The sequence below is a fragment of the Streptomyces sp. MBT65 genome (assembly GCF_016612545.1).
Lineage (GTDB): Bacteria > Actinomycetota > Actinomycetes > Streptomycetales > Streptomycetaceae > Streptomyces.
Genome location: NZ_JAENRY010000071.1, coordinates 23,012 through 40,391, shown reverse-complemented (window position 1 = coordinate 40,391; position 17,380 = coordinate 23,012). Strand labels below are relative to the sequence as shown.

Annotated in this window: 17 protein-coding genes; 4 read left to right on the top strand and 13 right to left on the bottom strand. The window is 70.7% G+C overall.

Features of this window, described 5'->3' with window-relative positions; all coding sequences use genetic code 11:
• Positions 1–201 precede the first annotated feature (201 nt).
• The 3 genes from JHN63_RS18265 to JHN63_RS18255 all read right to left on the bottom strand — a co-directional run bounded on the left by JHN63_RS18265 (position 202) and on the right by JHN63_RS18255 (position 2,248).
• On the bottom strand, positions 202–687 hold the full coding sequence (locus tag JHN63_RS18265; protein WP_374222922.1) for a hypothetical protein: 486 nt from the start codon (positions 685–687) through the stop codon (positions 202–204).
• Positions 688–1,050: 363 nt separating this feature from the next.
• Positions 1,051–1,404: a cytidine deaminase gene (locus tag JHN63_RS18260; RefSeq protein ID WP_200682136.1), complete on the bottom strand. Its 354-nt coding sequence runs from the start codon at positions 1,402–1,404 to the stop codon at positions 1,051–1,053.
• Between the two features lie 28 nt (positions 1,405–1,432).
• Positions 1,433–2,248, bottom strand: coding sequence for a helix-turn-helix transcriptional regulator (locus tag JHN63_RS18255; RefSeq protein ID WP_234477317.1), 816 nt, complete (start codon positions 2,246–2,248; stop codon positions 1,433–1,435).
• 144 nt (positions 2,249–2,392) lie between these two features.
• On the opposite strand from JHN63_RS18255, the gene JHN63_RS18250 reads away from it, so the two are divergent.
• Positions 2,393–3,838, top strand: a complete 1,446-nt coding sequence (locus JHN63_RS18250) for an MFS transporter (protein ID WP_200682134.1) — start codon at positions 2,393–2,395, stop codon at positions 3,836–3,838.
• Here JHN63_RS18250 and JHN63_RS18245 read toward each other — a convergent pair.
• From JHN63_RS18245 to JHN63_RS18230, 4 genes are read right to left on the bottom strand one after another with little or no spacing between them, the layout of a single operon-like run.
• A complete protein-coding gene (locus tag JHN63_RS18245) occupies positions 3,800–4,159 on the bottom strand; it encodes an MmcQ/YjbR family DNA-binding protein (protein ID WP_200682133.1) in 360 nt (119 codons plus the stop codon). The two genes, JHN63_RS18250 and JHN63_RS18245, sit on opposite strands and share 39 nt — an antisense overlap.
• A complete protein-coding gene (locus JHN63_RS18240; RefSeq protein ID WP_200682132.1) occupies positions 4,156–5,463 on the bottom strand; it encodes a hemolysin family protein in 1,308 nt (435 codons plus the stop codon). Before JHN63_RS18240 ends, JHN63_RS18245 begins: the two co-directional genes overlap by 4 nt.
• A gap of 30 nt (positions 5,464–5,493) precedes the next feature.
• Positions 5,494–5,991: an rRNA maturation RNase YbeY gene (gene ybeY / locus JHN63_RS18235; protein WP_200682131.1), complete on the bottom strand. Its 498-nt coding sequence runs from the start codon at positions 5,989–5,991 to the stop codon at positions 5,494–5,496.
• 12 nt (positions 5,992–6,003) lie between these two features.
• Positions 6,004–7,059: a PhoH family protein gene (locus tag JHN63_RS18230; RefSeq protein WP_200682130.1), complete on the bottom strand. Its 1,056-nt coding sequence runs from the start codon at positions 7,057–7,059 to the stop codon at positions 6,004–6,006.
• Between the two features lie 324 nt (positions 7,060–7,383).
• Between JHN63_RS18230 and JHN63_RS18225 the strand changes: the two genes are divergently transcribed.
• Positions 7,384–8,106, top strand: coding sequence for an FAD binding domain-containing protein (locus tag JHN63_RS18225; protein ID WP_200682129.1), 723 nt, complete (start codon positions 7,384–7,386; stop codon positions 8,104–8,106).
• 81 nt (positions 8,107–8,187) lie between these two features.
• Here the strand turns inward: JHN63_RS18225 and JHN63_RS18220 are convergent, their stop codons facing one another.
• From JHN63_RS18220 to JHN63_RS18210, 3 genes are all read right to left on the bottom strand, one after another.
• On the bottom strand, positions 8,188–9,345 hold the full coding sequence (locus tag JHN63_RS18220; protein ID WP_200682128.1) for a PfkB family carbohydrate kinase: 1,158 nt from the start codon (positions 9,343–9,345) through the stop codon (positions 8,188–8,190).
• Positions 9,346–9,555: 210 nt separating this feature from the next.
• Positions 9,556–10,845 (bottom strand): glucarate dehydratase family protein, encoded by a 1,290-nt coding sequence (locus JHN63_RS18215; protein ID WP_200682127.1) that lies wholly within the window; start codon positions 10,843–10,845, stop codon positions 9,556–9,558.
• Positions 10,842–11,819: a 5-dehydro-4-deoxyglucarate dehydratase gene (locus JHN63_RS18210; RefSeq protein ID WP_200682126.1), complete on the bottom strand. Its 978-nt coding sequence runs from the start codon at positions 11,817–11,819 to the stop codon at positions 10,842–10,844. The genes JHN63_RS18215 and JHN63_RS18210 overlap by 4 nt, the downstream gene beginning before the upstream one ends.
• Before the next feature lie 95 nt (positions 11,820–11,914).
• Between JHN63_RS18210 and JHN63_RS18205 the strand changes: the two genes are divergently transcribed.
• Both JHN63_RS18205 and JHN63_RS18200 read left to right on the top strand, forming a co-directional pair.
• A complete protein-coding gene (locus tag JHN63_RS18205) occupies positions 11,915–12,697 on the top strand; it encodes an IclR family transcriptional regulator (RefSeq protein ID WP_200682125.1) in 783 nt (260 codons plus the stop codon).
• 365 nt (positions 12,698–13,062) lie between these two features.
• The gene (locus JHN63_RS18200) at positions 13,063–14,298 is read left to right on the top strand and encodes an MFS transporter (protein WP_307781917.1); all 1,236 of its coding nucleotides are present in this window, start codon (positions 13,063–13,065) and stop codon (positions 14,296–14,298) included.
• Positions 14,299–15,026: 728 nt separating this feature from the next.
• Here the strand turns inward: JHN63_RS18200 and JHN63_RS18195 are convergent.
• From JHN63_RS18195 to JHN63_RS18185, 3 genes are read right to left on the bottom strand one after another with little or no spacing between them, the layout of a single operon-like run.
• Positions 15,027–16,016: an adenosine deaminase gene (locus JHN63_RS18195; RefSeq protein WP_200682124.1), complete on the bottom strand. Its 990-nt coding sequence runs from the start codon at positions 16,014–16,016 to the stop codon at positions 15,027–15,029.
• A gap of 20 nt (positions 16,017–16,036) precedes the next feature.
• Positions 16,037–16,942: a ribonuclease Z gene (locus tag JHN63_RS18190; RefSeq protein ID WP_200682123.1), complete on the bottom strand. Its 906-nt coding sequence runs from the start codon at positions 16,940–16,942 to the stop codon at positions 16,037–16,039.
• Between the two features lie 10 nt (positions 16,943–16,952).
• Positions 16,953–17,306, bottom strand: coding sequence for a histidine triad nucleotide-binding protein (locus JHN63_RS18185; protein ID WP_200682122.1), 354 nt, complete (start codon positions 17,304–17,306; stop codon positions 16,953–16,955).
• Between the last annotated feature and the right edge of the window lie 74 nt (positions 17,307–17,380).

Here is a 17,380-nt window from a genome sequence, read left to right as displayed (position 1 = left end):
CCCCCTCCTGAGGACGGTGGGCGCAGCGGCTCGTCCGCGCCCACAGGGGGCATTGATGTGGGGAACGCGTGAGAAGTCAATGCACAGGCCGAAATTAACTGATGGGCCGTCAGCTCCCGCCAACAGCAGGAACTGACGGCCCAGTTGAGCCCGTGGGGGGAATTGTCGGGCGACTTCTCAGTCGGCCTCTCAGGTGACTTCTCAGTCGAACACGAACGGACCCGGCGACTGCGCTCCGGTGGCCGTGCACGTCACGGCGATTCCGAAGATGGTCATCTGGAGCGAGCCGCCGTAGGCCTCCAGGCTGTCGCCGGAGGCCACGGTCCCGTCGAGCGGGCCGACGGTGACGGCGTCGCCGGTCGCCATGGCCGGGTTGGTCGTGCCGCTGAAGACGGTCGTGCCGCCGCTCGCGTTCACGAAGGTGAAGGTGGAGGCGATGGAGTCCTGCGCCAGGGGCAGCGGGGCGGTGATGGACGAGGTGACGGTGACCGTGGCCGCCGTGCCGTCCTGCGTGGCCGTGAGCGTGGCCGTGCCGCCGCCGAAGATGCCGCAGTCCGCGGTGATCGTCGCCGTCTGGGGAGTGACGGCGAGCGCACTGGGCGCGAACGCCAGCGAGGCGGCCGCGAGGACCCCCGTCACCAGTGCCGCACCCGTTCCGATTCGCTTGCTTCTCAGCTTGCCTTTCATGGGACTGGTTCCCTTCCCGTGTCTGGGAATGCCATGTGGGGACGGACGGGAGAAACCCCTCAGAACCACTCACGGACACGGTGCGGTGCGCCGCGCGAGCGAGAATCTGACGGTCCGTCGGAACTTACGGTTCCATTGATGCGCGGGAGACGGGGGGAGAGCAAGGGCGAAATCTGGACGGTCTAATTCCGGACAGGGGTGCGTGTCTGTCCTGCGGGACGCTTTCGACACAGGCCCGCAGAATCCAGCCCGTCTCCGGCCACTTCTCCATACAGGCCCGCAAAATTCAGCCCGTCCGGCGTTTGAGGACGAGGCCCCTTCAGGGCCGATCGGGGGTCTGGGGGCGGAGCCCCCAGCACCAACTCAGCCCGCAACGACCGTCAGACGCACAGTCCCGTCCGGCGCAGCCAAGTGCACCAGCGTCTCCGGCCCACCCAGATCCCGTACAGCCGCCAAATCCTCCGCGGACACAGACTCCGCACCCGTCACGACCGCCGCCGCCTCAAGCGACTTCGCCCCCGACGCCACCGCCATCGCCACCGCCGTCTGCAACGCGCTCAACTTCAGCGACGCAAGGGCAACGGTCCCGGCGACATACGTACGCCCCGTCTCGTCCCGTACGGCCGCGCCCTCAGGCACTCCATTGCGGGCCCGAGCCGAACGGGCCAGGGTGACGATCTTGCGGTCCTCGGGGTCAAGCGCGCTGCTCTCGGTCATACACAGAGCATACGAAGGACCGGCACCCTCACCCCGCCACGGGGTACATCGCCCCCCGCCGCCCCTCCGCCGAGGCCAGCCACTCCAGCTTCGCCACGGTGTTCGCCTCCTCCAACGGCGTGTGCAGCACGATCGTCAGATCCTGCCGCGCCGGCACCCGCAGAGCCGTCGACTCGACGCACAGCAGCCCGACCAGCGGATGCTCCAGCTCCTTGCGCACCACCCCCGCGTCCAGGATGTCCCGCCGCTCCCACAACGCGACGAACTCCGGGCTCACGGCGCTCACTTCGGCCAGCACCACCTGCAAGCCCTCGTCGTCGGGCCGGTCCGCGCACATCGCCCGGAACTGCGCGACCACCGTGCGCGCGTTCCGCTCCCAGCTCTGCGAACGGGACCGGTAGAGCGGATCGGTGAAGAAGTCGACGAGACAGTTCTGCGTGTTCTCGGGCCGCAGCCCCAGCACCCAGCCCGCCGCCTCGTTGTACATCACGCAGTTGTAGTACCGGTCCATGATGTGCGCCGGAAACGGCATCCACGCGTCGATCAGCCGCCGTATGCCCTCACAGCCGTGATCGGCCGCGGGCTCCGGCGCGGGCGGGTTCAACCCGGCCAGCGCGTACAGATGCCGCCGCTCCGCGTTGCTCAGCCGCAGCACGCGGGCGACGGAGTCGAGGACCTGCGGCGACACGGAGATGTCCCGCCCCTGCTCCAGCCACTGGTACCAGGAGGCGCCCACGCCCGCGAGCACGGCGACCTCCTCACGCCGTAGTCCCGGCGTACGACGGCGCGCCCCGCCGTCCGGCAGTCCCGCCTCGGCGGGCGAGACCCGGGCCCGGCGGCTCATCAGGAACTCGCGCAGTTCACTCAGCCGACGACTCTTCAGGGCGTCAACAGCCACGTACCCAACCCCCTACTGTCGGCTGGTGGTGCCACCACCAGCACAACTTCCGTCTCCCCACGCCTATTCCGACGGCCGGAAGCTCTGGGCATGGCGACCGACACCACGACCTCCACCACCCACGAACCACCCCGCACCCCCAAACTCTCGACGCGCGACAAACTCGTCCTCTTCGTCCTCTGCGCGGCCCAGTTCATGGTCGCCCTGGACTTCTCCGTCCTCAACGTGGCCCTGCCCACCCTCGGCGCCGACCTCGGCATGAGCCGGTCCGGACTCCAGTGGGCGGTCACCGCGTTCGCGCTGCCGTCCGGCGGCTTCCTGCTCCTGTTCGGCCGCATCGGCGACCTCTACGGCCGCCGCCGGCTGTTCCTCACCGGCCTGGCCCTGTTCGGCGCGGCCTCCCTGCTGGCCACCTTCGCCTGGGACCCGGCGTCCTTCCTGACCGGCCGCGCCCTGCAAGGCCTCGGCGCCGCGGCCATCGTGCCCACCGGCATGAGCCTGCTCACCACCACCTTCCCGGAGGGCCCCGCCCGCGACCGCGCGCTCGGCATCTCCGGCACCCTGCTCTCCCTCGGCTTCACGGTCGGCATGGTGGCCGGCGGTGTCCTGACCGACGCCTTCGGCTGGCGCTCGACGATGGCCCTGCTCACGCTGTTCGCGGTGATCGTGCTCCCACTGGCGCCCGCCCTGCTCCCGGAGTCCCGCACCCCGGACCGCCCGCGCCTGGACGTCCCCGGCGCGATCACGGTCACCGGCGGCCTCCTCGCCCTGATCTACGCCCTCTCCACGGCGGCCGACCACGGCTTCGCCCGCCCCGACGTGATCACGACCCTGATCGCGGGAGTCCTGCTCCTCACGGCCTTCGCGTCCATCGAGTCCCGCACGCCCCAGCCCTTGGTCTCCCTCCCGATGCTGCGCCGCCGCACGGTGGCATGGGGCAACCTGGGCGGTCTGGTCACCTTCTCGATGATGTCGACGGTGGTCTTCGTCCTGACCCTGTACCTCCAGGAGATCCTGCACCTGTCGTCCTTCGAGACGGGCCTGGTCTTCGGCGTCCAGGGCATCCTCTCGGCGGTCGCGGGCGTCTACGCCCCGAGGGTCATCGGCCGCATCGGCGCCCGCCACACCCTGATCGCCTCGCTCACCGGCCAATCGGCCCTGACCGCCGCCCTGTTGGCGCTCAACACCCACACCTGGTCGGTCTGGCTCGCCACGGCCGCCGTATCCCTGGCGAGCATGTGCCACCTGGGCGCGATCATCTCCTACGGCGTGACGGTCACCTCCGGCGTCCCCGACGAGGAACAGGGCCTGGCCACCGGCCTGGTCACCTCCACCCAGCAGATCGGCATCACCATCGGCATCCCGCTCCTGGGCGTCCTCGCCACGACGTCGGGCGATCTCATGTCGGGGGTCCACACGGTCGTGGGCATCGACGTGGCGATCGCGCTCGGGGCGGCGGTGCTGGTGACCTTGGGCCTGCGGTCCGGGCGAGCCGACTCAGGGACGGTCGAGGCGGAGCCGCTCGGCGCGCGGTAGCCCGGCGACGACGAGGTCGTACGAGTCCTCCACCAGCTCCCGGACCAACCGGTCCGGGAGTCCCCCGTCCACCGTCACCGTGTTCCAGTGCCGCTTGTTCATGTGATACCCGGGGATGATCAACCCGTCGTACTCCTCCCGGAGTCGGATCGCGTCCTCCGGGTCGCACTTGAGGTTGACCGTGAGGGGCCGCGCATCCAGCCGGGTCAGGGCGAAGAGCTTGCCCAGGACCTTGAAGACGGAGATGTCCGGGCTGAAGGGGAAGTCCTCCACCGTCGCGTTGAACGACAGGCAGAACGCGCGCAGTTGCTCGGGACTCACTCCGGCTTCGCCTCCTCCTCGGCCGGATCCGCCGCCCCCACCGGCTCCACCAGCACCGTCACGATCTTGTTCCGCCGCCCGGCCGAGGCCTCCGCCGTCAGCCGTAGTTCACGGCCGTCGGGCAGTTCCACGACCGAGGAGGCACCGGCGATCGGGACGCGGCCCAGCGCCTTCGCGAGCAGTCCGCCGACCGTCTCCACGTCCTCGTCGTCGTAGGCCTCGAAGCCGTAGAGCTCGCCCAGGTCGCCGATGTCGAGGCGGGCGGTGACGCGGTAGCGGTCGTCGCCCAGCTCCTCCACCGGGGGCAGTTCCCGGTCGTACTCGTCGGTGATCTCACCGACGATCTCCTCCAGGATGTCCTCGATGGTGACGATGCCGGCCGTGCCGCCGTACTCGTCGATGACGACGGCGACGTGATTGCGCTCCTGCTGCATCTCGCGCAGCAGATCACCCGCGTTCTTCGTGTCCGGCACGAAGCTCGCGGGCCGCATGGCCGTCGAGACCAGCTCGGACTCGGCGTCGCGGCTGATGTGCGTCTTGCGGACCAGGTCCTTGAGGTACACGATCCCGACGATGTCGTCCTCGCTCTCGCCCGTGACCGGGATGCGCGAGAAGCCGGAGCGCAGCGCGAGGGTGAGGGCCTGACGGATCGTCTTGTACCGCTCGATGACCACCAAGTCCGTGCGGGGGACCATGACTTCACGCACGAGCGTGTCGCCGAGTTCGAAGACCGAGTGCACCATCCGGCGCTCCTCGTCCTCGATCAGCGACTCCTTCTCGGCGAGGTCCACCAGCGCCCGCAACTCGGCCTCGGACGCGAACGGGCCGCGCCGGAAGCCCTTTCCGGGCGTGAGCGCGTTGCCGATGAGGATCAGCAGATACGGGATCGGGCCCATGATCCGCGCGAGCGGCAGCAGCACGTACGCCGCCGCCGTGGCCGTGTTGAGCGGATGCTGGCGCCCGATCGTGCGCGGGGAGACCCCCACCGCGACGTACGACACGAGGACCATGACGCCGATCGCGGCGAGCAGCGCGGGCGCGGTGCCGTGGATCACGTGCAGACACTCGTAGGTGACCAGCGCGGCGGCGGCCATCTCGCAGGCCACCCTGACCAGCAGCGCGACATTCAGATAGCGGGTCGGGTCGGCGGCGACCTGCGCGAGCTTGGCGCTGCCGCGCCGACCGGACCGTACGGCCTCCTCGGCGCGGAAGCTGGAGACGCGCGCGAGGCCCGCCTCCGCGCAGGCGGCGAGCCAGGCGACAACGACAAGGGCGATGGCCCCGACGACGATCTGAGGACTCATGAGGCGTACTTACCTGTGCCTAACCGTGCCCTAGGAGACCGTCGGAGCCGGGGAGGGGCCGGTGTGGCCCTTCTCCGCGCGCCAGCCGTCCACGATGGCGGCCTGGAGGCCGAACATCTCGGCCTTCTCGTCGGGCTCCTCGTGGTCGTAGCCGAGGAGGTGCAACACACCGTGGACGGTGAGGAGTTGGAGCTCCTCGTCCATGGTGTGCTGCGTCTCGGCCTCGGCGCCCTGCTTCGCGGCGACCTCCGGGCACAGCACGATGTCACCGAGGAGCCCCGGCGCGGGCTCCTCGTCGTCCTTGCTCGGCGGACGCAGCTCGTCCATCGGGAAGGACATGACATCGGTCGGCCCGGGCAGGTCCATCCACTGGATGTGGAGCTGCTCCATGGCGTCCTCGTCCACGACGATCACCGAGAGCTCGGAGAGCGGGTGGATGCGCATCCGCGCGAGGGCGTAGCGGGCGATGTCGAGGATCGCCTGCTCGTCGACCTCGGTTCCGGACTCGTTGTTGACGTCGATCGACATGGTCGTGCTGATCTACTTCCGCTTGTCACGGGCACCCTTGTGGGTGCCGTTCTCCGTACCGTTCTCGCTGTCGTACTTCTCGTACGCGTCGACGATACGGCCGACCAGCTTGTGCCGTACGACGTCCGCCGACGACAGGCGGGAGAAGTGCACGTCGTCGAGCCCCTCCAGGATGTCCTGCACCTGCCGCAGCCCCGACTTCGTGCCGCTCGGCAGGTCGACCTGCGTCACGTCACCGGTGATCACGATCTTCGACTCGAAGCCGAGCCGGGTGAGGAACATCTTCATCTGCTCGGGGCTCGTGTTCTGGGCCTCGTCCAGGATGATGAAGGCGTCATTGAGCGTGCGACCACGCATGTAGGCCAGCGGCGCGACCTCGATCGTCCCCGCCGCCATCAGCTTCGGGATCGACTCCGGGTCGAGCATGTCGTGCAGCGCGTCGTACAGCGGGCGCAGGTACGGGTCGATCTTCTCGTACAGGGTGCCCGGGAGGAATCCCAGCCGCTCGCCCGCCTCGACCGCCGGGCGGGTCAGGATGATGCGGCTGACCTGCTTGGCCTGGAGGGCCTGGACCGCCTTGGCCATGGCGAGGTAGGTCTTGCCGGTGCCGGCGGGGCCGATGCCGAAGACGATCGTGTTCTTGTCGATCGCGTCGACGTAGCGCTTCTGGTTGAGGGTCTTGGGGCGGATCGTGCGGCCTCGCGAGGACAGGATGTTCTGGGTGAGCACCTCGGCGGGTGTCTCCTCGGGACCATCCCCGTTCTCGCTCGCCCTGAGCATGGCGATCGAGCGTTCCACTGCGTCCTCCGTCATCGGCTGCCCCGAGCGGAGCACCAGCATCATCTCGTCGAACAGGCGCTGGACGAGGGCCACTTCGCGGGCGTCGCCGGCCGCGCTGATCTCATTGCCCCGGACGTGGATGTCGGCCGCCGGGAAGGCCTTCTCGATCACCCGCAGGAGAGCGTCGCCGGATCCCAGGAGGGTCACCATGGCGTGCTGGGCGGGGACGGTGATCTCTACTCTCGCCTGTCCCTGCGCGGGGGTGTGAGCTGTGGGTGTCTGAGTCATGGGCCGGCTCTGTGGCCTTGCTCGTCCTCCTCGATATGACTCGCCCGCCACAAGGGCGGCCTGGTGATTCCCAGGGTACGCCGGGCCACTGACAACGCCGTAGGGCTTTTCGGTGACCGTCGGGCCACGAAATACGGGGTGGCGCCCGGGGTGCCGGGAAGCGTTCCCGGCGCAGGGCGGGCGCACAGGGTGTCGCCGTGAGCTCTGTTCGCGCCCCCGCGCTTGTACGGACAATGTGCTGTGTCAGCCAAGTGTCAGCTGGAGATCCGGCCGGTGGGCCGTGGCTCCCACCGCCGGGCCGTGAGGGAAAGCAGGTCGGCCGCTGTGTTCGTGCGTCTGCCCACGTCCGTGTCCGAAGCGCAGGAGTGCCTGACCGAGGGGGCGGTGCCCGTCGGCGGGGCGACGCTGGTGTGGGCCTCCTGGCAACGGGACGGGTTCCCGGAGCAGGCGGTGTCCCTGCGGGCGCTGCCCGAGGCCAAGGTGATCGGGGACGGGACGCTGGGCGCGGCCGTACTGCTGCACGAGATCGACGAGCGGGTGCCGGAGGTGCTGCGCCGGGCGGCGAACGGGGTGGGGACCGGTGCGGTGCGCCGGACCGCGACGGTCGGCGGGAACATAGTCGGCAGCTCGCTGCGGTGTCTGCTGCCGGCCGCGCTGGTGCTGGACGCCCGCGCGGTGGTCCTGGAGCCGGACGGTCCCGTCGAGACCGATCTCGCCGAGCTGCTGGCGAAGCGCCCGCTGCTGCTGCATCTGCGCTGGGACGAACCGATCGCCAGCGGCTACCGCAAGCTGTCCGACCAGCTCCGGGGCGAGGTCCCCTTCGTGGTCGCGGTCGCGGTGGGGGCGGGTCCGGAGGCGCCCGTGCTGCGGGTCGCGGTCCGTGACGGCTACGACGTGCTGAGCGAGAGCGTTCCCTACGACACCGACGTCCGCCGCGTCCTCGGGACTCTGGCGCTCACTCCGCTCGGCACCTTGCCCGAGGCGGTCTTCGAGGCCGTACGGGAAGAGGTCACGGGTGTGGTGGAGCGGGCGGCGGCGGCTCGCTGAGCCTCGCCGGGACGGCCGAGCAGGAACGTTCCGCCCCGGGGCGCCTGCGCGCGAGCGAGCGGCTACCGGCCCCGCCTCCCCCTACGTCGACCCGCCGAACCCGATCGTCGGCACCGCCCGCCGCAGCGGCCAGGGGCTGCCGTCGCCCTGTTCCTCCGGTACGAGTCCCGCCAGGAACGCGTACCGGCTCAGGGCGGTCGGGTCCTGGCCCGCGACCGACTGCACCTTGCGCCACCAGGCGCCGATCTCCGACCAGCTCGGTGCGGAGAGGGAGCCGCCGAACTCCTGGACGGAGAGCGCGGCGGTGAGTCCGGCGAAGGCGAGGCGGTCGGCGAGCGGCCAGCCGGCCAGGGTTCCGGTGACGAAGCCGGCCACGAAGACGTCGCCCGCGCCGGTGGGGTCGAGGGCCTCGACGGCGATCGCCGGGACCGCGGCGGACTCCCCGGTACGCCGGTCCACGGCGTAGGCGCCGTCAGCACCCAGGGTGACGACGGCGAGGGGTACGTGTTCGGCGAGGGCGTGGGCGGCTGCGCGGGGGCAGTCGGCGCCGGTGTAGCGCATGGCCTCCTCGGCGTTCGGCAGGAAGGCCTCGCAGTGCGCGAGGTCGGCGAGTCCGGCGAGGTCCCAGGCTCCGGTGTCGTCCCAGCCGACGTCGGCGAAGATCCGGGTGCCCTCGCTCGCGGCCTGGGCGACCCAGGGGGCCTGCTTGCCGGGGGTGAGGGAGGCGACGGCGGCACGCGCGCGTGGCGGGCAGTCAGGTGCGCCGCCCTGGCCGAACACGACCTCCGGGGGCGGCTCGTGGCCGTGCGAGACCATCGTGCGTTCGCCCTCGTAGGCCATCGACACGGTGACCGGGGAGTGCCAGCCGGGCACCTTGCGGGAGGTGGAGAGGTCGATGCCCTCGCCCTGTTCCAGCGCGTCCCAGCAGTACTCGCCGTAGTGGTCGTCGCCGAAGGCCGCTGCCAGCGAGGTGCGCAGGCCGAGGCGGGACAGCGCGGTGGCCATGTTGGCGACCCCGCCGGGGCTCGATCCCATCCCGCGGGCCCAGGACTCGGTGCCGCGCACGGGGGCGGTTTCGAGCCCGGTGAAGATGATGTCGAGGAAGACGGTGCCGGTGAGGTACACGTCCCAGGGCGGATCGTCCGCCGCGCGCAACCCGGCCAGCGGGTCGACCCCGCAGGACGGCCCTTCGCTGCGGGACGACGGTCCCTTTCCGGTGGACGCGTTGGACGCGGTCACGGTGCGCTCCCTGACGTGATACGGATCAGGCCAGTGTGCACCACCACGCGCGCGTGGGGGCGGCTCCCGCTCCGCGACCGCCCGTCGCGCCGGTGTGCGGCAAGCGCAGGTCCGGGCGCTACGGCGGCTGCCGGGCGCTACGGTGCGTGCCTCGCCCGGTGCCGCGCCGCACGCGTCCGGATCCGGTCACCCTGTTCACTCCCACCGGTCCTACCAGCGCGGCATCGAAGGCGTCACCCACTCCGGGTCGGTGATCCGCATCGCGGCCGCGTCGTCGCGCTCGCGCAGCGCACCGTCGTCGTCGAGCCAGCGCCGGTGCAGCAACTCCAGCCTGGCGCGGTCGAGTTCGACGCCGAGGCCGGGGGCGTCGGAGACGGTGACCTTGGCGTCGGTGAAGGTGAGGCGCTCGGTGAGGACGTCCTCCGACTGCCAGGGGTAGTGGGAGTCGCAGGCGTGGTGGAGGTTCGGGACGGTCGACGCGACATGGGTCATCGCGGCGAGGCTGATCCCGAGGTGGGTGTTGGAGTGCATGGAGATGCCGACGCCGAACGTGCGGCAGATGGCGGCCAGTTGCTGGGTGTTGCGCAGTCCGCCCCAGTAGTGGTGGTCGGAGAGCACGACCTGGACGGCGTCCTTCGCGAAGGCCTCCTTGATCTCGGCGAACGTCGTCACGCACATGTTGGTGGCGAGCGGTACATCGGTGCCGGCGGACACCTCGGCCATGGCGGGGGTGCCGAGGGCCGGGTCCTCCAGGTATTCGAGGACACCGTCCAGTTCCTTCGCGACCTTCAGCGAAGTCTCCACGGACCAGGCGCCGTTGGGGTCCAGGCGCAGGGGGTGGTCGGGGAAGGCGTCCGCCAACGCCCGTACGGCGGCGATCTCCTCGTCGGGCGGGAAGACCCCGCCCTTGAGCTTGAAGGAGGTGAAGCCGTAGCGCTCCTTGAACTTCCGTGCCTGCTCGACGACTCCGGCCGGGTCGATCGCGGCACCCCAGTCGTCCTTCTCGCTCGCCACGCCCTCGGGGTGGTCGGCCCACTTGTAGAACAGGTACGCGCTGTACTCGACCGCGTCCCGCACCTTGCCCCCGAGCAGCGCGTGCACAGGCAGCCCGAGCGCCTTGCCGAGCGCGTCGAGGCAGGCGACCTCGAAGGCGGAGACAACGGACAGGCGCAGCTTGTCGGCGGTCTGCACACCGCGCAGTCCGCCGACGTCGACCTGCGAGGAGGTCCGGGAAGCGTCGACCGCGACCTCGTCGGCGACGGTGAACAGGCCGTTCAGATCGCCGACTTGACGGCCGATCAGTTTCCGGGCGTACGGCCGGGCCAGTTCCAGGTACTTGGTGTCGCCGTAGGTCTCGCCGAGGCCGGTGATCCCGTCGGCCGTCTCGATCTCGACGATCAGGCGCGGGGTGTAGGGCTGGTGGACGCCCTGGGTGTTCAGCAGCGGCGGGTCGGCGACCAGGATCGGGGTCAGCCGGATGTCGGCGATGGTGAGGTTCACAGCGCGGCTCCTACGAGGTCGAGTCCGGTGGTGAGCAGGGCGGTGAGGTCGGCCAGGTCGGTGGCCGTGGGGTCGGTGAGCGGGGCGCGCACGGGGCCCACCGGGCAACCCCGCAGCCGGGCCGCCGACTTGACCAGGGACACCGCGTATCCCGGCACCCGGTCGCGGAGTTCGACGAACGGGACGTAGAAGTCGCGCAGCAGTTTCTCGACGGACTTCTCCTCGCCGTCGCGCAGTGCACTGAAGAAGGCGTTCGCGATCTCGGGGGCGAAGGCGTGGACGGCGGAGGAGTAGGCGGGCACGCCGACCGTGGCATAGGCGCGGGCCTGGATCTCGGCGGTCGAGGCGCCGTTGAAGAAGAGGAAGCCCTCGGGGGCGGCGAGCGTGAGGCGTTGCAGGCGGTCGAGGTCGCTGTGGCCGTCCTTGAGGCCGATGACGCCGGGGATCTGCGCGATCCGCCTCAACGAGGCCGCCGTATAGGCGACTTGGCCGCGCTGGTAGGCGATGAGCGGGAGCCGGGTGCGGGCGGCGAGCTGTTCGAGCTGGGCGACCAGGCCGTCCTGCGGGGCGGCGACGAGGTAGTGCGGCAGGACGAGGAGGGCGTCGGCGCCGGCCTCCTCGGCGATGCGCGCGAAGCGGGCGGCCTGTGCCCAGCCGTAGCCGACTCCGGCGACGACGGGGACACGGCCGGCCGCCTCCTCCACCGCGACGGTGACGACCGTGCGGTACTCGTCCTCGTCGAGCGAGAAGAACTCGCCGGTGCCGCAGGCGGGGAACACGGCGCCGGGGGCCGTGGCGATCCGCTCGGCGACGTGGGTGCGGAAGCCGCCGGGGTCGAGGGAGCCGTCGTCATGGAAGGAGGTGAGCGGGAAGGAGAGCACGCCGGCCGCCATCCCGTCGCGGAGCCTGCGCACCACGGACTCCGTGGTCTCTGGGGTCTTGGTGGTCTCCGGTTCGCCGTTCACTGAAGTCATCTCCCTATGTAGATGTTATCCACGTATGAAGACAGAGGTTAGATACGCGAACCTCGACCGTCAATGGGGCACCCCGCGCTCGCTACCATCACCCCATGTCAGAGCCCGGTGGCGTCCGCGAGGTGAAGTCCGCCGCCCGTACGGTCGAGCTGCTCGAACTGCTCGCCGCGCGCGGCGACCGTCCCGCGCGCCTCCAGGAACTCGCCGACGAGCTGGACGTGCCGCGCAGCTCGATGTACGCCCTCCTCCAGACCCTGATCGCACACGGCTGGGTCCGCACCGACATCACCGGCTCGCTCTACGGCATCGGCCTGCGCGCCCTGCTCACCGGCACGAGCTACCTCGACTCCGACCCCCGGGTGCGGGCCGTACGGCCGTATCTCGACGAGGCGTCCCAGGCGCTCGGCGAGACGATCCACCTGGGGCGGCTGGACGGGCGGGACGTCGCGTATCTCGCGACCCGGGAGTCGCACGAGTACCTGCGGACCATCAGCCGGGTGGGGCGGCGGCTGCCGGCCCATGTGGGCGCCCTGGGCAAGGCCCTGCTCGCCGAACGGCCGGACGCCGAGTTGCCCGACGGGCCGTACGAGGCGGCGACCCCCAACACCCTCACCACGCGGGAGGCGTTGGTCGCGGACCTCGCCGTGATTCGCGTCCGTGGGTACTCGGTCGACCGTCAGGAGGGGGTGCTCGGGATCGTGGGGTTCGGGTTCGCGCTGCGGTACGACAGGCCTGCGCTGGACGCGATCAGTTGCTCGGTACCGGTTGCTCGGCTGACGCCGGGGCACGAGGGGGAGATCGTTGCGGTGATGCGGGAGGTCCGGGCGAAGATCGAGGGTGCGTCGGCCGGGGCCGGTGGGACTGTGCACTGGCGGTAGTGGGCGCGCCTTCTGGGGGCTGCGGCCCCCAGACCCCCGCTTCGGCCCTGAAGGGGCCTCGCCCTCAAACGCCGGACGGGCTGAATTTGCGGGCCTGTGCCGAAAAGGCGCCGGGCGGGCTGGATGTAGTCGGCCTGTGCTGAAAAGGTGCCGGACGGGCCGATAACCCCTGGCCAGTGCCGCAATGTGGGCCTGCGGTTACCCGGCATCCCCCACCCCAAACTGAACGTGCCCCACATCACACCCCCCGCCCTTCTTTCGCGAAGCGCGTGCTTGATACAAATTGGCCGCGCGTTCCTGTCCGTCGACGGTCGTCGCCCAATCCCCTTTTTGAGCCGCTTCTTTCGCATGCCCTGGGAACGCCCGTGTTCGCCCGCAGCACCACCACGCCCTGGCCCCTCGTCGCCCTTTTCACGGCCGGGTACCTAGCCCCTTACCTCCTGCCCACCACCGTCGGCCGGCTCGACGCGGGGCTGCCGTTGTCCGCGACGCAGGCCGGTGCCGTCGGCAGTGCGCTGCTGCTGAGTTCGGCCGCGGCGGGCTTTCTGCTCGCCTCGCGCGTCGAACGGATCGGCCCGCGCACCCTCGCCCGGATCGGGCTCGCCCTCGCCGTGCTCGGCTACGGCTCGGCCGCGTTCACGCACGCCGTCCCCGCCATCATCGCGGGCGCGGTCGTCGGCGGCTTCGGATCGGGTACGGCCACCACGGTCGCCGCGTCCGGGATCGCCGCCGAACGGGACCCCCACCGCGCCTCCACGCTCGGCCTGTTGTGCGTGTCGGCGCTCGCGGGCGCCGTCTATCTGACGGTCCCGCACCTTGGCTCCGGCCACGGCCAACCGCTCGCCGCGATCGCGCTCACCGCACTCGCCGTATGGCCGCTGACCGGCCGCCTCCCGGTGCCTACGGCGACGACGGAGCACGCGCGCGTGCAGACCACCGGACTCCCCCACCGCCGTGCCGGACTCGTCCTCGCCACCACCCTGTTGTGCTGGTCGCTCGCCCAGAACTCCCTCTGGGGCGTCAGCGGCCGCATCGGCATCGCCCAGGCGCACCTCTCCGAGGTCACCGTCGGCGCGGTCTTCGCCATCGCGCTCGGCACCGGGCTCGTGGGCGTGATCGGCGCGGGCGCGCTCGGCTCCCGGCTGGGGCGCGCGGTGCCGATCGGCGCGGGCACCGCGCTCATCGCGGGCTGCATCGTGCTCAGCGCGTCCGCGCACGACCTGAGGACGTTCGCGACCGGCGAGATCGCCTGGAACACCCTCTACCCGATCGTCCTGTCCTACGTCCTCGGTCTCGCCGCCTCCCTTGATCCGCGCGGGCGTTGGGCGGTTCTGGTCGGCTCCACGTCGTCACTGGGGACGGCTGCGGGGCCGCTCGCGGGCAGTGTGCTGTCTGCGCAAGCCGGGTTCCCCGCGATGGGCGCGATCCTCGCGGTCGGGCTGGTCGTGATCGCCGTACCGATGACCGGAGTCGCCCTGCACGCCGGTGGACGGCTGCGGCTGCCGGGCACGGTCCGGCGGCGCGGCGGTGTCCCGGCCACCGTGGTCGCCGCGTCGGGCGGCATCCCTACGGGGCCGGTACCGGAGACCGTGACCTACTGAACCGGGCGGGCGCCGCCACGGGTCGCCCGGCGGTGCAGGTACCAGCCGGCGCCGGTGAGCAGCGCGGCCAGGGCGGCCACCGTGCCCACTGCGGCTCCGGTGGCGGCGAGGCTGCCGGTGGAGGAGGAGGCCGCCTCGGTGGTCGTGCCTCCCGTTGTTCCCGTTGCCGTTCCCGTTGTTCCCGTTCCCTAGTACCGCCAGTAGTCGAACCTGAGGTGCTACCGGACGCGCTTGTCCCGCCTGTAGTACTCGTTGAACCCGTACTGCCCGTACTGCCTGAGCCGCCGGACGTGTCTCCGCCCGTGGTGCCGCCGTCCGCTCCCCCGTCCGTCCCCTCACCTGGCTCCGTGACCGTCAGCGTGATCGCCGAAGTCCGCGTCGAACCGGCGGAGTTGGTGAACTCCGCGCGGTAGCGGTAGCCGTCCTGCGCGGTCTTCGCGGTGAAGGTGTACCGATGCCCCGCAGGGGGTAGTGGAAGACCACGCCGTCGCCGGAGAGCGGGGCGATGATCTGCGGGACCACGCGGGCGGCGAGCGCGCCGGTGGAGCCGGGGGCCTGCGGGATGTGGCCGAGGAGTCTGCCGTCGGCCGGGTCGACGGCCGCGTCAACCTAGGTAAAGCAAACCCAAATGCGATCTTCAGTTGTTTGCCAAGGGGCGGCAAAAGACTTCGGCCGACCTCAATCGGCCGATTTCCCGGGGCAGTTGGGGGTGCGTCGACCGGCAGCGACTAGAAGACGTACGCCTCGACCTCGGCGAGATACCGGGCCCGGCGCTCCTCGTCGTCCTCCAGGAAGGACGCGACGAAGGAGTTGCGGGCCAGTTCGCGCAGCCGGTCCTCGGTCAGGTGCAGTGCCTCGCGGATCGCGTCGAAGTTGTCGCCCGCGTAGCCGCCGAAGTAGGCCGGGTCGTCGGAGTTGACCGTGCAGAGCAGGCCCGCGTCGAGCATGGCGGGGAGCGGGTGCTCGGCCAGGACGTCCACCGCGCGCAGCCGGACGTTCGACAGCGGGCAGAGGGTCAGCGGGATGCGGTCCCGGACCAGGCGGGCGACCAGCTCCGCGTCCTCCATGCAGCGCAGGCCGTGGTCGACGCGCTCGACGCCGAGCACGTCGAGCGCCTCGGTGATGTAGGCCGGCGGGCCCTCCTCACCGGCGTGCGCGACCCGTCGTAGGCCCAGCGCGGCGGCGGCCTCGTACACCTCGCGGAACTTCACCGGCGGGTGGCCGACCTCGGCCGAGTCGAGGCCGATGCCGGTGATCCGGTGGAGGTACGGCTTCGCCGCTTCCAGGGTCTCCATGGCCGAGTCGGCGGACTCGTCGCGCAGGAAGCACATGATCAGCCGGGTCGAGACGCCGTGGTTGGTCTCGCTGTCGCCGAGCGCCCGCCACAGACCCTCCACCACCGTGGCCATGTCCACGCCCCGCGCGAGGTGCGCCTGCGGGTCGAAGAAGATCTCCGCGTGCCGCACGCCCTGCGCGGCGGCCCGGGCCAGGTAGGCGTTGACGAGGTCCTCGAAATCCCGCTCGGTGCGCAGGACGGCCATCAGCTCGTAGTAGAGGTTCAGGAAGGACTGGAGATCCTCGAAGAGGTACGCCTTGCGGAGGTCCTCGGTGTCCGCGTACGGCAGCTCGACGCCGTTGCGGGCGGCGAGGGCGAAGGCCAGCTCGGGCTCCAGGGTGCCTTCGATGTGCAGGTGCAGTTCGGCTTTGGGAATGGGCATCGAAGTATCGTACGGGTGTTTTATCGCCGTTTCGGAACCGGCACCCTGAGTAGATCGTGCGCCACGGTCAGCTCCCCCTCGAAGCCCGCGGCGCGTGCCTGCCGCTCGAACTCCTCCGGCTCGGAGTAGCGCTGGCTGAAGTGGGTGAGGACCAGGTGGCGGACACCGGCCTCCTGCGCCACCCGGGCCGCTTGTCCGGCCGTCAAGTGGCCATGATCTACGGCCAGTTGCTCGTCCTCGTCGAGGAACGTCGACTCGATCGCCAGCAGGTCGCAGCCCTCCGCGAGGGCGTGCACTCCGTCACAGAGGCGGGTGTCCATGACGAACGCGAAACGCTGGCCTCGTCGCATCTCGCTGACCTCGTCCAGCGTGACGCCGTCGACCGTGCCCTCGCGCTGGATGCGGCCCACGTCCGGGCCCTTGATGCCGTGCGCGGCGAGGCGGTCGGGGAGCATGCGGCGGCCGTCGGGTTCGGTGAGGCGGTAGCCGTAGGACTCGACGGGGTGGGAGAGCTTGCGGGTCTCCAGGGTGTAGTTCCCGGTGGTGGCGATCACTCCGTCCGCCGACACCGGGGACTCCGTGATGCCGACCGTCTCGCGGTACGCCGTGGCATAGCGCAGGCGGTCGAAGAAGCGCTGGCCGGACTTCGGGTAGTGGGCCGTGATCGGGTGCGGGACGCGGTCCAGGTTGATGCGCTGGATGACGCCCGCGAGGCCGAGGGAGTGGTCGCCGTGGAAGTGCGTGACGCAGATCCGGTTGAGGTCGTGCGCGGCGACCCCGGCGCGCAGCATCTGGCGCTGGGTGCCCTCGCCGGGGTCGAAGAGGATGCCCTCGCCGTCCCAGCGGAGGAGGTAGCCGTTGTGGTTCCGGTGCCGGGTGGGGACCTGGCTGGCGGTGCCGAGGACCACCAATTCGCGTACGGACATGGTGAATTGGTTATCCGGGCGGCCACTGCATGCCGCGGCCGCCCATGACATGGGCGTGGGCGTGGAACACGGTCTGGCCCACGCCGGTGCCGGTGTTGAAGATGACGCGGTAGCTGTCGAGCTTCTCGTCCGTCGCCACCTCGCCGGCCTCGCGGAGGACGTCGGCGGCGATGGTGGGTTCGGCGGTGGCCAGGGAGGCGGCGTCGGCGTAGTGGACGCGGGGGATCACCAGGACGTGGGTCGGGGCCTGGGGGTTGATGTCCCGGAACGCGACGGTCGTGGCTGTTTCGCGGACGATCGTTGCCGGGATGTGGCCCTCGACGATCTTGCAGAACAGGCAGTCGTCCTGTGGTTCCCCTGACATGTGGGTTCCCTCCGAGGCGTGGGGTGTTTTACGCGGGCATCGTATCGTCGTCGGGTGCGGCGCCGTCGTGGCTG

Bases quoted from the DNA above. Each gene is read 5' to 3' on its own strand.
- JHN63_RS18265 (WP_374222922.1), bottom strand. From the start codon at position 687: ATGAAAGGCAAGCTGAGAAGCAAGCGAATCGGAACGGGTGCGGCACTG.
- JHN63_RS18260 (WP_200682136.1), bottom strand. From the start codon at position 1,404: ATGACCGAGAGCAGCGCGCTTGACCCCGAGGACCGCAAGATCGTCACC.
- JHN63_RS18255 (WP_234477317.1), bottom strand. From the start codon at position 2,248: ATGAGCCGCCGGGCCCGGGTCTCGCCCGCCGAGGCGGGACTGCCGGAC.
- JHN63_RS18250 (WP_200682134.1), top strand. From the start codon at position 2,393: ATGGCGACCGACACCACGACCTCCACCACCCACGAACCACCCCGCACC.
- JHN63_RS18240 (WP_200682132.1), bottom strand. From the start codon at position 5,463: ATGAGTCCTCAGATCGTCGTCGGGGCCATCGCCCTTGTCGTTGTCGCC.
- ybeY (WP_200682131.1), bottom strand. From the start codon at position 5,991: ATGTCGATCGACGTCAACAACGAGTCCGGAACCGAGGTCGACGAGCAG.
- JHN63_RS18230 (WP_200682130.1), bottom strand. From the start codon at position 7,059: ATGACTCAGACACCCACAGCTCACACCCCCGCGCAGGGACAGGCGAGA.
- JHN63_RS18210 (WP_200682126.1), bottom strand. From the start codon at position 11,819: ATGACTTCAGTGAACGGCGAACCGGAGACCACCAAGACCCCAGAGACC.
- JHN63_RS18205 (WP_200682125.1), top strand. From the start codon at position 11,915: ATGTCAGAGCCCGGTGGCGTCCGCGAGGTGAAGTCCGCCGCCCGTACG.
- JHN63_RS18195 (WP_200682124.1), bottom strand. From the start codon at position 16,016: ATGCCCATTCCCAAAGCCGAACTGCACCTGCACATCGAAGGCACCCTG.
- JHN63_RS18190 (WP_200682123.1), bottom strand. From the start codon at position 16,942: ATGTCCGTACGCGAATTGGTGGTCCTCGGCACCGCCAGCCAGGTCCCC.
- JHN63_RS18185 (WP_200682122.1), bottom strand. From the start codon at position 17,306: ATGTCAGGGGAACCACAGGACGACTGCCTGTTCTGCAAGATCGTCGAG.